Source organism: Pontibacter qinzhouensis (assembly GCF_008017455.1).
Classification (GTDB): domain Bacteria; phylum Bacteroidota; class Bacteroidia; order Cytophagales; family Hymenobacteraceae; genus Pontibacter; species Pontibacter qinzhouensis.
The window spans coordinates 53,262-67,728 of the sequence record NZ_VRTY01000024.1; the positions used below are offsets into that span (position 1 = coordinate 53,262).

A 14,467-nucleotide genomic window follows, 5' to 3' on the forward strand; every position below is an offset into this window, starting at 1 on the left:
AGTATAAAATACTGCTGGAGGGGCGTTTTCATTAGAATAATTTACCTGAAGCCAACAAAGAACTGTTAACTAACAATAGTTTTTATTTGAGCCAACATTTATATTGAATTTAGCTACGATAGTGCTAATTTTATTGCAGGAATTTGTTTACAACCTGTATTATAACAGTAAACTGTTTAGAATTCATTTTTTACAATTGCCTGGTTATTTTAATTTTAGTAGACAAACTAAACCTGACAACCGGATGTTGACATAGTTAATAAGTCCTGAACAGAGTTTTTATAATCGGTTAAGTCTCCTGCACCTAATAAATATTTTGCATTGAAAAAATTTTACAAGCTTTTTTTGCTGTTCTTCTGGATATCTAGTTTTGCCTGCGCACAGTCCGGGAAACTGTTTTCTGTGGATATGGAGCTCTCTAACAGCCTCATTTACCAGGTGTACCAGGATAGTAAGCAGATTATTTGGGTTGCCACTGAAGATGGCCTGAACCGGTACGATGGCTCTAAGTTCACTATTTATAAACACGATCAGCGAAACCCACAATCTATACTGAGCAACTACGTACGCCTCCTGTTCGAAGACAAAAAAGGGCATCTATTGGTAGGGTATTTTAATGGTTTGCAGTTATACGATCATGCTACGGATTCATTTAAGCAAATACGGCTTTTACAGGGTAGCAACGATAACCATGATGCTCATGTACTCAGCATAATTGAACGGAAAAATGGAGAGATCCTGATTGGGACTGCTGGCTTTGGAGTGTTTTCGCTACGATTTGAGGGGAGCGAACCTAAAGTGCAACAAATACAACAACAGGTTCCAGCCTATTTTATCGACAACCTTTTTGAGGACAAATATCAGCATCTTTGGGTATCCACCCAAGACAAAGGCCTCTTCCGGATTGGCAACGATGGTAAAATAAAGTACTTCCTCGCCTCCAAGGAATTGCCCAGAAACACAGTTGCCAGTTTTTGCCAGGACAAAGCGGGCAACATGTACCTGGCTAATCTGAGCAATGGGCTTTTTATCCACAATAAAGCTACCGACGACTTTACCCAGATCCCCTATCCTCCCTCTCCAAATTTAGCCATCAGAACAGTGCACCTAAGCAAAGAGGGTGAGCTGTATCTGGGAACCGATGGCGAAGGAGTGAAGATCTATGATCCGAAGAAAAAAATAATTACGGATGGAAATTTTAATGTGGCGACCTTCAATTTCGAAAAATCGAAAGTGCACTCCATTCTTCAAGATCATGCCGGGAATCTTTGGTTAGGCATTTACCAAAAGGGCGTAATGCTCCTGCCCGCCAGCGCCAGTAACTTTAAGTACATTGGGTATAAATCCATAAACAACAACGTAATCGGCTCTAATGCCATACTCTCTATTTTCGAAGACCATGAGGGCACACGCTGGATTGGTACAGATAGCGACGGCCTTTACGGAATTGATACGAAGGGTGAACAAAAAGCTCATTTCAGCCATACAGATGATCCCGCCTCTGTTCCCTCCTCCATTATGAGCATTTACGAAGATTCAGACCAAAACCTTTGGCTGGGTTCGTACTTGCAAGGCTTGGCGAAAGTTAACCGCAAAACAGGAAAATGCGAATTCTTAACTATGGTTCGGGATCAGAACAACGATCAGGTAGAGCGAATATTCAGTCTGGTAGAAGACCGGCAAAAGACCCTCTGGATAGGCAGTATGGGAGCCGGCCTTTTCTCTATGGACTTGCAATCGCAGAAAATCACACAATACGTTGCTCCTTCAGGGTTTAATAATGAGAATGAAAAGAACTTCCTCCATAACCGCTGGATCACCTCCCTCCTGCACACAAGCAAGAATAAACTTTATATCGGCACCTACGATGGCCTGAGTTGCCTGGACCTGAAAACCAAAAGTTTTGTATCTACGCACGGCACCAATAATTTGCTGCACGGCAATATTGTATACTCCTTGCACGAAGACCAAGCAGGCAACATCTGGATTGGTACCTCAAAGGGGCTGATGCATTTAGACAGCAAGACAAGTGAGATAAAGGCCTATACTATGGACGACGGCCTGCCCAGTAATGTTATATGTGCTATTAAAGGAGACGAAGCCGGCAATATTTGGCTTAGCACGAACTACGGCATCACCAAGTTAAACCCCAAAAGCAAAAGCTTTATCAGTTACTATGCCAACGATGGCTTACAGGGAAATGAATTCAGCAAAGGAGCAGCGTTCGTTAACGGCGAAGGACAAATCTTCTTTGGCGGGATAAACGGCATTACCTACTTCAACCCTGCTGAAATCCCTGCTATTATCTCCAGTCCCGGAAAAAAGCTGGAAGTTCGCATCACAGGCTTTTATCTGCATAACCAGACCGTGATAAAAGGCATGAAATCGGGCATGTTTGAAATTATAGATACCGCTGTAATGGATGCTTCTGACTTCCACCTCTCGCACAACGACAACTCCTTCAGCATAGAGCTGTCTGCCATGGCCTTTGCCAATCCGGAGCGGATCACCTACCAGTACTCCCTGCAGGATGGAGATTGGATTAGCCTTCGCCCGGGAACAAACACTGTTAACTTTACAGATCTGGCTCCCGGCACTTATCGCTATAAGTTTAGGGCAAAAGATTACAGCCATTACTCTGATATAGAAGAAATTACAGTGCTTATTTCGCCGGCCTGGTATTTTTCTGCCTGGGCTAAATCTGCTTATATGCTATTAGCGGCAATCGTGTTCCTGCTGGTAGTACAGCAAATACTTCACCGGCAGCGTACACGGCAGAAGATGCGGGAGCACATGCATGCCAAGCAGATTAATGATGCCAAGCTGCAGTTCTTCATTAATATCTCCCATGAGATTCGTACTCCTATGACCTTGATCATCAGCCCCCTGAAAAAACTGATGTCGCAGGACAAGGACCGGGAGCGCCAGAAAACTTATGCCACCATGCATCGGAATTCTGAACGTATTCTGCACCTCATTAACCAACTAATGGATATCCGCAAGATAGACAAGGGACAAATGCAGCTGAAATTCCAGGAAACAGAAATCGTTGGTTTTCTAGGAGAGCTGTGTGCTATGTTCGACGAACAGTGCCTTTCTAAAAAAATCGACTTACGTTTTCACCACAAGATAGAGCAGCTACCGGTCTGGGTAGATCCTAACCATTTCGATAAGGTCATCCTTAATGTGCTGTCTAACGCATTTAAATTTACGCCCGAAAACGGCAAAATCGACATTTACCTCCATACCGGGGAAGATACGCGTGCGACAAATGAGTTGCGCCAATATTTTGAGATTATTATTGCAGATAGTGGCATCGGCCTTGCAGAAAGCGAGCAGGAAAAGGTTTTTGAGTGTTTTTACCAGGTCCAGTCTACCCATAATCATTTTGTAGGAGGCACAGGCATTGGCTTAAACCTAACCCGGTCCATTGTAGATCTCCATTACGGCGACATCAGGGCAGAAAGCAACAAAAATGGCCAAGGGTGCCGCTTTATTGTACGCCTGCCCTTAGGCAAGAACCACCTGGAGGCAGAAGAACTGGTGGCCAACACACTACCTGTCAGGCAGAAATCAGATCCTGCCGTTCTCGCTTTACCAGCAGAAGATGCAGAAGAGGTTAAAGTACGATCAAGATCAAAAAGCCATGTGCTTGTTGTAGATGATGATGATGAAATCCGGAAGTATATCTGTCAGGAATTTGCCGCAGCGTACCACATGACAGCCTGTAGCAATGGAAAAGAAGCGCTTTCCATTTTATTGAATAAAACACCTGACTTAATTATCAGCGATGTAATGATGCCTGAAATGGATGGCATTACGCTCTGCCGAAAAATTAAACAAAATGTGAATATTAATCACATTCCAATTGTTCTTTTAACAGCCAAATCGGAAGAGGAAGACAACTTAGAGGGTTTGGGTATTGGAGCTGATGCCTATATGGTAAAACCATTCAATATCGAGATTTTAAAAAAGACAGTTCAGAACATCATCAGGAACCGGGAGATGCTCAAAAACAATTTTGGGGGCAATCAACACCAGCAGGATAAAGTTCAGAAAGTTGCTGTAAAGTCGGCAGATGAAAAATTGCTGAATAAGCTCTTCGACATTATCAATCGGAACATCGACAATCCTGCCTTAAGCGTTGAAATGATAGCCAGTGAAATTGGCATCAGTCGCGTGCATTTACATCGCAAGATGAAAGAACTAACCAACCAGTCCACACGTGATTTTATTCGAAACATCCGCCTGAAGCAAGCGGCAGATCTACTCTCCAGCAAACATCTTAATATTTCTGAGGTAGCCTTTGCAGTAGGGTTTACAAACCTCGCCTCTTTTTCGACTGCCTTCAAGGAGCTTTATGGAGTACCTCCAACGGCTTATATGGAAGCGCATGTAAGTCAAGAAAACAACATAATGACTATTTCATAAAATCGGACAAGTTGCTCTCTTTAAACCGGTAATAAACCATTGCAAAAGCTACGATTATCATATTTTATCTCGGTAAGGTAAGGTTATCGCTGTTTAAGCATATAGAAATCATGCAATACTTATTTTCCGCGAGAAAAATAAGTATTGCACTCACTCAAAGTCTTAGCAAGTTTATGAACCAAGATGGAAAGTTTGGATCAGTAACTTCCGCTATGCCTCATTCAGAGCCTTTACAAAGCGTAGCATGTTATATAGGAGCAAAAAGAAAAACGAATTTGAAATAAGCCAGATGAGAAAAATATTGATACTAATTCAGGTAGTGTGGTTTACAATGCAGGTAAGTTATGCCCAAATAACAAATACCAAGATTATCGACAATGGAAGCAAGGGAGACTACAAATCCATTGCCGTAACGGAAAAATCGCTTCCTGATTTTGTTGTGTACCGTCCTCAAAATATAAAAGAAGCTGTTAAAAAGGAAGGAATGCTACCTGTTATAGTCTGGGCAAATGGCGGATGCATGAATTCATCTATCCATCACGAACGTCTGCTCTCGGAAGTTGCCTCTCATGGGTACATTATTGTAGCCATTGGCGAACTACAAATGGCCGTGGAAGAACGAGTACATGCGCACACTACAGACACGGAACTTTTAAAAGGTATCAACTGGATTTCTGAACAGGCGAAGACGAAGGGCAATGACTATTATAATAATGTAGACCTAAGTAAAATTGCTGTAGGCGGGCAGTCTTGCGGTGGAGCGCAAGTGATGCGAATTGCGGATGACAAGCGAATAAAAACCTACATGATGTTTAACTCCGGCATGGGCGATATGACGATGGCTGGAGCCAGCAAAGAATCTTTAAAAGCATTGCACGGTAAGATCATTTATTTAGAAGGTGGAGAATCGGATGTTGCTTATAAAAACGCCCTCCTCGATTACGACCGAATAGATCATGTTCCTATAGTCTTTGCCAACCATTTAACAGCCGGACACGGAGGAACTTTTGCAGATGAGAATGGAGGATCCTTCGCCAGCATGACACTCGATTGGCTTGACTGGCAGTTCAAAGCCAAAGATAACTCCCACATTTTCCTTCAGAATGACTTGACAGCTTATCCGGGCTGGACAGTAAAATCAAAGAACTTCAGTAAGTAGTTAAGTCTGAAAAATGAAAAGTCGGATTTTAAGAGCGTTCCTCATCTCGATCTTATTCTTCACTATTTCCTGTTCAGAAAAAGACCCGGCTCCCGCTTGAACGTTAGAATTAAGTACATGCATAGTAGTTTTCCCTGGAAGACCCTTGGCGGAATTTGGATGCAAACCCTTCTGGAGGCTGTTTTCATTCGAATAATTCAGAAGCAAACACTGAAGTAAGTTGATCTATCTGACAGAACTTTCTAGTTTGTACTTAGTGCTCCTCCAATTTAATGATCAGACAACGCGGAGGTGCTCAAATTTGTTTTTATTTCTTCAGGAAGTATGCTGTCAGAGAGCAGCGTAAGGAGGATTAAAACGATTTGCTTAACTTAATTGGTCTAACAAGAATTTTTCAGTTCCATACTCAACGTAAAAGAGCTTCAAAATGAATGCATTATATTCTTGCATATCACACTACCATCCTATTTCTTCAGGAGCGTGGGAGGCTCTTTCCAAAACATTGAAACAGGTAGAAATTCCAAGAAATTCTTTTTTGATACAGGAAGGAATGGTGTGTAACAACTTATACTTTCTGGAACAAGGCTGTCTGCGTGGATACTATACCCTCGATGGGAAGGAAATAACCTACTGGTTCGGCTTCGAAAACAATTTCATTACTTCTTTTTATAGCTTTATTTCCCGAAAGCCGGGCATAGAAAACATACAGGTTCTGGAAGACTCTACCTTATGGAGTATTAGTTTTGATGCTTTAAACAAGCTGTTTGATTTTCATCAAGACCTTGAGCGCCTTGTTCGCATCATAAATGAGCAGTATTATATAAGATTGGAAGAGCGGCTAATGGCTAAGCAATTCAAAACGGCGCGGGAGCGGTATGAGCAGCTAATGGAAACCTCACCCCATATTCTTCAACGAATTTCCCTCGGGCAAATAGCTTCTTACCTGGGTATTAGCCAGGAAACGCTGAGCAGGATACGAAGCAACGTGTAAGATTCTTCCTTTTTTGACAATTGTCAAAAGAAAGGATTAAGTACTGCTATACCTTTGATTCATCATTTAAAGAAAGACAAAAATGAATCAGAAACCATCTAACGCTTTTATCGCTGCCTCTTGGGCTACTTTACTTACGGGAATTACAGCTTACATAATCGGGCTGTGGAATGCCGACATGTTACTGAACGAAAAAGGCTACTATTTTACCATACTCATGTATGGCTTATTCTCAGCTATCTCTCTTCAGAAAAGTGTGCGCGACCAACTGGATGGTATCCCTGTTACTAATATCTATTATGGCCTTAGTTGGTTTTCTACTATTATGGCGGTAGTGTTGCTGACAGTGGGGCTTTGGAATGCCGACTTGCTCCTGAGTGAAAAGGGGTTTTATGCTATGTCGTTTCTGCTAAGCCTGTTTGCTGCTATTGCCGTTCAGAAAAATACCAGAGACAGTTTAGCAATAGAAGTGCCCGCTAAGGATAAGGTTGAAATGTATTAACTGTGAGGCAAAAGTTTGTATTGCCGTTAAAAAATAAGGCGCTGCCCTATTACACATTCAGAGGTTAACTCCTCCTACCGGATTGACAGCACCCGCGTTGAAAGTATACTGCTCATAAAATAACCTAAAATTAAACATTGGCTAGCTTCAGGTATGCGTTAAGTTCGACCCAAGATCTTGCCGCGTAAGTTAAGTTGTTGACATAAATTCACTTCTTTTCCTCATGCTTAAAAGTGGTTTAGTCGCTGGTTACGGTGCCGCTGTATTCATCAGTGAGCTGCTTTTGCTAAGGGCGAACTCAACAGGCTAAAGTATGCAATTCTGGTCTTCCATTACTAGCGACCTTCCCGCCTCAGAAATTTGGGTGCAATGGAGCTTAATTAATTGTACTATACAAATAAATCCGTAGAATTATAAAAAATTAGTTGAATTATTCCGCTAAACATGGAATCAATACTGTCGCCTTTGTGTCTATCTTTTAACTTTTAGCCAAAGTTGATTCTTATAATCTTAGATTCTTTTTTAGTCGGTATGATAGGGTAGTCTGTGGCTACCCTTTTCCTTTTCAGAACCTGCCGCAAAAGCCTCTTTACTCCATGTCCTTTTGCCAGACAATACAATGTAAGGCAGCCAATCCCGGTTATCTGAAGTATATGGTAAAAGTGGTCCCTTCCCCCACCTTGCTCTCCACCTCAATCGTGCCGCCCATGTCTTCTACCATACCTTTTACAATGAAGAGACCTACACCGGTGCCTTCTACATTGTCATGCAGTCTGGTGTAGCGGTTAAAGATTGCCTGTTGCTTGTCTTCCGCTATACCCACCCCGTTATCGCAAACTCTCAGCAAAATGTATTCTCCTGACTTCTCTGTTGTAATGGTAATCGCAGGCTCTACAGTTGGCTTTCTGTACTTGATGGCGTTTGAGAGCAGATTGTAGAGAATACTTCTGACATTCTTTCGGGAGAAGCGTATCTCAGCTTCCCTGATCCGGGTGCTGATCGTTGCCCGGGTCTCCGCTATCTTATCACGGAGGGCCAGCTTGGCGTCTTCGATCACATTCTCAAAGTTCACACGCTCAGGCTCCCTGGCAAACTCCGTGTCGTTCTCTATATCAGCGAGCTCTTCCACTGTTCTGCGCAGGTTAACCACCGACTCGCTCAGCATATGAAAAATCTGCCTGTTGTCCTCCTCACTCTTTGAAGTCTCACTTAATATCCTGATCAGGCCCTCTATGTTGGAGAGCGGCCCTTTGATGTCGTGGGAGATGGAATGGATGATGTTCTCGTAGTTCCTGTTCAGCTTCTCGTACCCCTTCAGTATCTGGATACGGTCGTTAATATCGATGAAGGTGATGATGACACCGTTTGTCCTGTTCTCCTTCTTGATGATGTAGGGCAGGATGTTCATCTGGTACCAGACCTTATCGGTGGTCTGGATCTCCTTCTCCAGATCTTTGCTGCTCCCGATCACCTCAGAGATGTTCTCCACGATGGTCGGGAAGCGGATATTGTTGGACACTTCTTCTATATGCCTGCCCACATCGCTGTCCGAGAGTTTGAAGTGCTTCATGGCGGCAGGTGTGAATTTGCGCAGGATCAGGTTGGCATCTACGAATAGCTGCGGTATGATGGTGTTGTTGAAGTAGTTCTCAAGTTCATCGTTCAGCTCAATAAGCTTCTCAAGTTTACCTGCCTTATTAGATGGGTCTCCCATTACGAATGACTTTTTGTCTGGTTTACTTACGTAAAGGTACCAATTCAGGAGTACTATTTACTTATTATCTGAACAGGTGCTTATACACAGTGGTTTTAACAAATAGGAGGTAACCTGAACAGGTAAACATATCAAATTCACTTGCCCTTTACTGTGAAAGCTGATTCGGACAATGTAGTTCAGGTGAAATAAGGTGAAATTAGAAATCCAGGATAAAGATGTAACTATACCTTATTTCATTTGTTGTCAGTTACGTTATGGCGTTCTCAAAATCTTTTCCATCTTACGTCCTTTTGCTAATTCATCTACCAGCTTATCGAGGTACCGTACACGTTGCGTTAACGGATTTTCTATTTCTTCTACACGATAGCCACAAATTACACCCGTAATCAGGTGAGCTTTGTCGTTCAGTTTAGCATTCTGAAAGAATTGCTCAAAGGTCAGGTTCTCCTCCATCAGCATTTGCAACTTGCCTCCGGCATAACCTGTTAACCACTCTATAACTTGATGCAATTCTTCCTGCGTCCTGCCCTTCTTTTCAACTTTTGCCAGGTAATGCGGGTAGACCGATGCAAACGTCATTTTAGCGATTCGCTCGTCATGGTTATTTGCTTTACTCATTTCTTTAACTTATTACAATAAAGCTATTTATCATTTATTTTTTGCTATAGTGAGTAGCCTAGCTGAACTTATCCGGATCGCTTTCGTCGTTTTTAAGGTCAGAACACATATCATCAAATCTCTTACATACTTGAAATAACTCGCAGATGCAGGGTTTTCAGATATAAGTCATTCAGCTACTTGTACTTATGAGAGCCTCAGTTTGTCGGTAGTAACTGTACTTATTTTTTCTAGGCTGTCTTTATCACAAAAGCCTTTAATTCAGCCATCTTACCGTCGCGAAATCGCCAGACGTCGCAATAGGTGTATTCGGCAGTTTCTCCTGCTTCATCCTTTAATTTAATTTTACCGAGGGCTGTCACATAATCACCTCCGGCTATCAGGTTTTCGACCATGAATTTTGGCGGCTCCAGGTAAGCAGTTGCCATCCACTGCCGAACGGCTTCCTTACCTTGCAAGGCCGTATCGCCAATAAATGTCCATACCGTGTCGTCGGTGCAGAAAGACAAAAACCCTTCGTTATCACCCTTTGTAACAGCCGCGTTTGCCTTTTCCAGTATTGCTATATTGTCCTCTATCATACTCCGGTTTATTTAACCTTAAGTTATAGAAATCGCCTTTGCCAAGCAAATTCCTGCCTGCTACAGATAATTCTCAGAAATTAACATGTTATTCTCATTTTAGCTATTATAGCCTGTCCTACAGGAAATACGGCAGAAACTCATACCTTGAATCTGGAACAACGGCACCAGAAAGTGTAAAAAACCTGCGAAATAATTTATTGGTTCAGGATAGTTTACAGGTGAAACACGTGTATGGTGCAGACAGCAGAAACAGCTTGGCGAGGCACCAGGCACAGGCAAATAATCTTACAAGCTTTATTACACCTGTTTTCAGTTTTAGCTTCCAAATTATTCAAATAAAAACAGCCTCCAGAAGGTTTTTTAGCAGAATTTTGTCAAGGGTTTACCAGACATCTTTTTGGTACATGTACTGTGTGTTGCACAAAATTTTACCTGTCGGGTTATTTTCAAATTATTCTAATGAAACTGGCCTTCCAAAGAAGAAACGAGCGAAATTAGTCAAGGGTTTAAACTCAACTATAAGGCGTTTCTGCAATACCGGATTTGCTTTTTAACTGAAGTGAGCACTACCGTAATCACACAACAACAACATCCGAAAGTATGAAAGTAAACAGAATATCAAAAAGCCAGGCACTGACAGGTATGGTAAGCTTGATAACAGCAGTGATCTTGTTTCATGGGTTAATTATTACAGGTGTACTGCCCTACGAAATTGTGTGGGCCGGAAAATTAAATTCAGTCCAGGAAATGTATGTGTTTGAAGCTGTCTCTCTTTTCATAAATGTTGTCTTGCTAATTACCCTTCTTGTTAAAGGCAATTACTTGAAGTTTCCTATTTCAGATAAAATTGTAAATGCTGTGCTTTGGTTCTTTATAGTTGTTTTCTCTCTTAATACAGTTGGAAATCTGTTGGCAGAGACTTTGTTTGAGAAAGCAATTTTTACGCCTTTAACTTTTGTATCGGCCATACTACTCTGGATAATTGTCAGAAAGAAGAAAAAGCGCCCGCTGCTAAAGCACGTATTCATGTACTTTAACGGCGGGCGCTATGGCTGCTCCATCACCTTCAGGAGCCGGCATTACTTCAGACATAAGCAACCTCCAGCTCCTCTGGTTTTCCATTTAGTTGTTTCTTCTGGCAAGCTAGTGAGTTCAGTTACCCTTAGCTAAGGCAGCTCTAAAAAGCCACTCCTTCTCTAGCAGGTGCCAGCTTGTAAGGTAAGCATGGCAATAGGAAGATAATAGGGCAATATTTTTTTGCTGAAGCAGGTGTTATCAGAAGCTATCGGAGGTATTAACTTTTCCTACTGGCTCAAAATGCGTTGCCTGTTTTATGGTTTTCTCTTTTCCCTCGGCGTCTTCATACGTCCGCTCTTCCACTTCTACCGAAAGCGCTTTGTCCTTCAGTTCCTTGGTATCCACTTCTGTTTTTTCTATTCCCAGGGCTTTTAAGAAGGATGCCAAAATTGGCTGCCCCGGCTCGCTTAAATAAAAGCGCTGATTCACAAAACCGTCTTTGTTTTCCAGGCGGCAGTTAATAAAGGGAACGCCCTTGTTCTCGCTTTTTCCTTCTTCTACTTCCGTTATGGTTACCATGTGCCGACCTTCTGGCAGAAATGGCTTTTCTTCTATCTTGAGTTTCATAATGCTGTCTTTTTTACTAATTAAATACGCAAATTAAGTAGCTTAGTTATAAAATTGATGCAAATTACTAATTTTATTAGCAATTATACCCTATTTAAGCAAGCCAGGCATACTCTTGAATATATACTAAGCAATGAAATTTCTTCTATAAAAGTAGCCTCATTTTCTAAGCCATATCCTTCAAAAAAAAAAGGCAGCCAGTTAGCTGGCTGCCGTACAATTCTTTACTAAAGGCTACTTAAATTTAGATGGCGTAATAGTGCATATCTCCCATATTAGCTGTTACATGTCCTGCCTGTACATGACTTATGGCCATTCTGCTGGTTGCAACCGCTAGTTTCAGCACATCTTCTGTGTACCATTTCAGTTTACCGTGCTCATGTTCTACCAGCACGTTCTGCTTCTTAAAATTCCCTTTTTTGTAAGTTTTAAATTTACCCACACCCGTTGGAGTTAAAAGCTCTGTGCCTGATGCCAATGCTTCAAATTTCATTACCTTTTCTAATGCCATTACCTTTCATTTTAATGGTTGATAATAAGAGAACCTCTGCTCGTGATACGTTAATTGCCCCGGAAAAAGCCATAGTTTCTCACCGAAACATGTTACTAAATTATTATGCAATGTCTAGTTTTTTAACTTGTCTTATACCCTTGGCAGGCTAGTAATCTAGTAAACTGCTGCTTACAGAAACCAGTAATATAAATTTTAAGGAAAAAATTTTTTACTTACTCCCTACTTTCTTTTCCGGCACAATCCATTTGTTCAGGAAATTGTGTGGAGCTTCTAACACTACTTTATAAAATTCAGGAGAGGCACCATCTGTAGGAATGGTGGATTTCCCGTCTTTCGGGGCGAATGCACATCCGGCCCGGTCCAGAGTAGCAGGCTGTACAGGTAGTTGGTTGGCTTATATCCTGTTTCAGGAAAATTATTTGGTGTATTGCCTGTTTTAACTAACGCGTACATCTGTTGTTAATTTAGGCGAAAGCCTGTAGTTGCCGGAAAGGCTGAACGAGGAATTAATAGACATCTTTCCAAATAAATCTACGCCTTTAGTAGTTAAAGGAGGAAGAGGAATGAAATCACCGACAGAATTAGCCAAAAGCCTTCAGAGTTTCTCCGCAACTACGCCACTTTCGCTATTATTCTGGAGAAGGTGGAGGAGCATATCAAACAGTTCGAGGAGCAGAAGCCTACCCACAAGCGCTACCGCTATATGCGGCACATCCTGGCAAAGGTGCTCGACATGCCTGCCAGGCAGCTGGCGATTAAATTTGTTGCTGAAGATAGGCCAAAGAAGCAGCAAAGAAAGTTCTGGTTTGGTTTTTCTTTGCTGCTTCTGATTTACACAAAGTACTTTCAACAAAAACCTGCCGTGTTAAACCCTTGGCAATATTCTGGTAAAAATCCTGCTGGAGACTATTTTCATTCAAATAATTCAGAAGCTAACACTGATGCAAGGTGTACCCTTGTCAGTATTTTACCTGGAATCCTTCTGGAGGGCGTTTTCATTTACATAATTCAGAGAGTGTGGGTGGCTCAGCACAAACCTGATGCGGCAAATCCTGCTACTTTAAAATTGGTCAGGCTGGTTTAGGTCGTCAGGTTTCTTCCTTCTACTTTTTTTTGCAGGCGCTGCGTGGTGCGCCTTACCACGGTATCGATGCTCACGTTTATTTCGAAGCCCAGGATCAGGATCATCGAAATAAAGTCGAGCCAGATCATCAGACCTATAAGTGCCCCAATGGAGCCATAGAATTTGTTGTACGTGTCGAAGGCGCTGATATATACCGAGAAGATCATGGAAACAGCGAAAATAAGGCCGGTGGCCACAATGGCTCCTGCTGAAAAGAGCGGCCATTTATCTTCGATGGCAGGTACATAGTAATAAATAAGAGAGGTAGCCAGCAGAAACAGCAGAATAATGGCAATGTACTTCAGCATGATGATAAAAGAGTAGGTATACGACTCCGTTACGACCTCATAAAACACCAGTACATCTAAAATCCATTGCCCGAAAAAGATAGCAGCCACAGCCAGGAACAGGATAAACATCAGGGCGCCCGTCAGCAAGGTGGCAATAGCACGCTTTTTAGGATAACTGCGTTTATAGAAGGTTTTGTATTTTTTGTCGAACGCATCCATCAGCGACATAATGCCATTGGTAGACAAAATCAGGGCGAACAGGAAACCGAACGATAGCAGGCCGCCGCGTGGTTTGTTTACAATATCTTCTATGGTGGTATACGCAGCGGCATACATCTCCTCGGGCAGCACATCGGCCAGGAAATCGAAAATACTTTCGCCCAGATCGAGCGACAGCACACCCGGCACGTATGGTATGAGCGTGAAAAGGAAGATGATGCTCGGGAAAATTGCCAGCGTAAAGTTAAAAGCCATATAAGAAGCCCGCTTGGTAATAGAGTCCAGCCGGAGTTCCCCGATCAGCACATCCACCACCTCGTACACTGAAGATCTGCCGTTGTTAAACCGCCATCTTTTCAGAAAAACGATAAACCTACGGTAGGCTCTCCTGCGCTTCAGATATTGCTGGTTAATTCTCATTCGCTAAAATATTCGTCCAGCTTCAGATGAATAAGTTCCGGCACGGCAGTAGGCCTCCCCGACTGCATGCTTACAAACACCATGGTTGTTTCGCCCACGTTCAGCAGCACCTTTTCCTCGTTGTAAACTTCGTACTCGAAGAGGATGCGCGAGCCTTTGGGTTTGTGCCGCAGCAGTAGCTTTACGGTTAGCAGGTCGTCGTATTTAGCCGGGCGTATGTATTTGCATTTCAGTTCGAGCACAGGCATCATGGTA

General features: G+C 42.4%; 14 protein-coding genes. 6 read left to right on the forward strand and 8 right to left on the reverse strand.

Annotation, left to right across the window (positions count from 1 at the left end; translation table 11 throughout):
* Positions 1–408: 408 nt before the first annotated feature.
* The 4 genes from FVR03_RS08250 to yiaA all read left to right on the forward strand — a co-directional run bounded on the left by FVR03_RS08250 (position 409) and on the right by yiaA (position 7,083).
* On the forward strand, positions 409–4,431 hold the full coding sequence (locus FVR03_RS08250; RefSeq protein ID WP_147921268.1) for a two-component regulator propeller domain-containing protein: 4,023 nt from the start codon (positions 409–411) through the stop codon (positions 4,429–4,431).
* Positions 4,432–4,720: 289 nt separating this feature from the next.
* Positions 4,721–5,590: an alpha/beta hydrolase family protein gene (locus tag FVR03_RS08255; RefSeq protein ID WP_222707197.1), complete on the forward strand. Its 870-nt coding sequence runs from the start codon at positions 4,721–4,723 to the stop codon at positions 5,588–5,590.
* A 427-nt stretch (positions 5,591–6,017) separates the two neighbouring features.
* Positions 6,018–6,581 carry a Crp/Fnr family transcriptional regulator gene (locus tag FVR03_RS08260; protein WP_147921269.1) on the forward strand — a complete coding sequence of 188 codons (564 nt, stop codon included), beginning with the start codon at positions 6,018–6,020 and terminating at the stop codon, positions 6,579–6,581.
* An 82-nt stretch (positions 6,582–6,663) separates the two neighbouring features.
* The gene (yiaA, locus tag FVR03_RS08265) at positions 6,664–7,083 is read left to right on the forward strand and encodes an inner membrane protein YiaA (protein ID WP_147921270.1); all 420 of its coding nucleotides are present in this window, start codon (positions 6,664–6,666) and stop codon (positions 7,081–7,083) included.
* A 640-nt stretch (positions 7,084–7,723) separates the two neighbouring features.
* Here the strand turns inward: yiaA and FVR03_RS08270 are convergent.
* The 3 genes from FVR03_RS08270 to FVR03_RS08280 all read right to left on the reverse strand — a co-directional run bounded on the left by FVR03_RS08270 (position 7,724) and on the right by FVR03_RS08280 (position 9,999).
* Positions 7,724–8,797 (reverse strand): sensor histidine kinase, encoded by a 1,074-nt coding sequence (locus FVR03_RS08270; protein WP_147921271.1) that lies wholly within the window; start codon positions 8,795–8,797, stop codon positions 7,724–7,726.
* A gap of 255 nt (positions 8,798–9,052) precedes the next feature.
* Complete coding sequence (locus FVR03_RS08275; RefSeq protein ID WP_147921272.1) at positions 9,053–9,418, reverse strand: DUF2200 domain-containing protein; 366 nt, start codon at positions 9,416–9,418, stop codon at positions 9,053–9,055.
* 230 nt (positions 9,419–9,648) lie between these two features.
* A complete protein-coding gene (locus FVR03_RS08280) occupies positions 9,649–9,999 on the reverse strand; it encodes a nuclear transport factor 2 family protein (protein WP_147921273.1) in 351 nt (116 codons plus the stop codon).
* A 603-nt stretch (positions 10,000–10,602) separates the two neighbouring features.
* Here FVR03_RS08280 and FVR03_RS08285 point away from each other — a divergent pair.
* Positions 10,603–11,172 (forward strand): hypothetical protein, encoded by a 570-nt coding sequence (locus FVR03_RS08285; protein ID WP_187270094.1) that lies wholly within the window; start codon positions 10,603–10,605, stop codon positions 11,170–11,172.
* A 105-nt stretch (positions 11,173–11,277) separates the two neighbouring features.
* On the opposite strand, the gene FVR03_RS08290 is transcribed toward FVR03_RS08285, so the two are convergent.
* From FVR03_RS08290 to FVR03_RS24345, 3 genes are all read right to left on the reverse strand, one after another.
* Complete coding sequence (locus FVR03_RS08290) at positions 11,278–11,646, reverse strand: hypothetical protein (protein WP_147921274.1); 369 nt, start codon at positions 11,644–11,646, stop codon at positions 11,278–11,280.
* A gap of 244 nt (positions 11,647–11,890) precedes the next feature.
* Positions 11,891–12,157 (reverse strand): hypothetical protein, encoded by a 267-nt coding sequence (locus tag FVR03_RS08295; protein ID WP_147921275.1) that lies wholly within the window; start codon positions 12,155–12,157, stop codon positions 11,891–11,893.
* Between the two features lie 279 nt (positions 12,158–12,436).
* On the reverse strand, positions 12,437–12,613 hold the full coding sequence (locus tag FVR03_RS24345) for a hypothetical protein (protein ID WP_187270095.1): 177 nt from the start codon (positions 12,611–12,613) through the stop codon (positions 12,437–12,439).
* A 250-nt stretch (positions 12,614–12,863) separates the two neighbouring features.
* On the opposite strand from FVR03_RS24345, the gene FVR03_RS08300 reads away from it, so the two are divergent.
* Positions 12,864–13,244 carry a hypothetical protein gene (locus tag FVR03_RS08300; protein ID WP_147921276.1) on the forward strand — a complete coding sequence of 127 codons (381 nt, stop codon included), beginning with the start codon at positions 12,864–12,866 and terminating at the stop codon, positions 13,242–13,244.
* Here the strand turns inward: FVR03_RS08300 and FVR03_RS08305 are convergent.
* Positions 13,241–14,212, reverse strand: a complete 972-nt coding sequence (locus FVR03_RS08305) for a YihY/virulence factor BrkB family protein (RefSeq protein ID WP_147921277.1) — start codon at positions 14,210–14,212, stop codon at positions 13,241–13,243. The two genes, FVR03_RS08300 and FVR03_RS08305, sit on opposite strands and share 4 nt — an antisense overlap.
* Positions 14,209–14,467: acyl-CoA thioesterase (locus FVR03_RS08310; protein ID WP_304608222.1), on the reverse strand; the 259-nt coding region annotated here is incomplete at its 5' end. The genes FVR03_RS08305 and FVR03_RS08310, both read right to left, overlap by 4 nt.

What these genes read in the sequence shown, in the direction of transcription:
- FVR03_RS08250 (WP_147921268.1), top strand. Translation starts at nt 409, where the DNA reads ATGGAGCTCTCTAACAGCCTCATTTACCAGGTGTACCAGGATAGTAAG.
- FVR03_RS08255 (WP_222707197.1), top strand. Translation starts at nt 4,721, where the DNA reads ATGAGAAAAATATTGATACTAATTCAGGTAGTGTGGTTTACAATGCAG.
- FVR03_RS08260 (WP_147921269.1), top strand. Translation starts at nt 6,018, where the DNA reads ATGAATGCATTATATTCTTGCATATCACACTACCATCCTATTTCTTCA.
- yiaA (WP_147921270.1), top strand. Translation starts at nt 6,664, where the DNA reads ATGAATCAGAAACCATCTAACGCTTTTATCGCTGCCTCTTGGGCTACT.
- FVR03_RS08270 (WP_147921271.1), bottom strand. Translation starts at nt 8,797, where the DNA reads ATGGGAGACCCATCTAATAAGGCAGGTAAACTTGAGAAGCTTATTGAG.
- FVR03_RS08275 (WP_147921272.1), bottom strand. Translation starts at nt 9,418, where the DNA reads ATGAGTAAAGCAAATAACCATGACGAGCGAATCGCTAAAATGACGTTT.
- FVR03_RS08280 (WP_147921273.1), bottom strand. Translation starts at nt 9,999, where the DNA reads ATGATAGAGGACAATATAGCAATACTGGAAAAGGCAAACGCGGCTGTT.
- FVR03_RS08285 (WP_187270094.1), top strand. Translation starts at nt 10,603, where the DNA reads ATGAAAGTAAACAGAATATCAAAAAGCCAGGCACTGACAGGTATGGTA.
- FVR03_RS08290 (WP_147921274.1), bottom strand. Translation starts at nt 11,646, where the DNA reads ATGAAACTCAAGATAGAAGAAAAGCCATTTCTGCCAGAAGGTCGGCAC.
- FVR03_RS08295 (WP_147921275.1), bottom strand. Translation starts at nt 12,157, where the DNA reads ATGGCATTAGAAAAGGTAATGAAATTTGAAGCATTGGCATCAGGCACA.
- FVR03_RS24345 (WP_187270095.1), bottom strand. Translation starts at nt 12,613, where the DNA reads ATGTACGCGTTAGTTAAAACAGGCAATACACCAAATAATTTTCCTGAA.
- FVR03_RS08300 (WP_147921276.1), top strand. Translation starts at nt 12,864, where the DNA reads ATGCGGCACATCCTGGCAAAGGTGCTCGACATGCCTGCCAGGCAGCTG.
- FVR03_RS08305 (WP_147921277.1), bottom strand. Translation starts at nt 14,212, where the DNA reads ATGAGAATTAACCAGCAATATCTGAAGCGCAGGAGAGCCTACCGTAGG.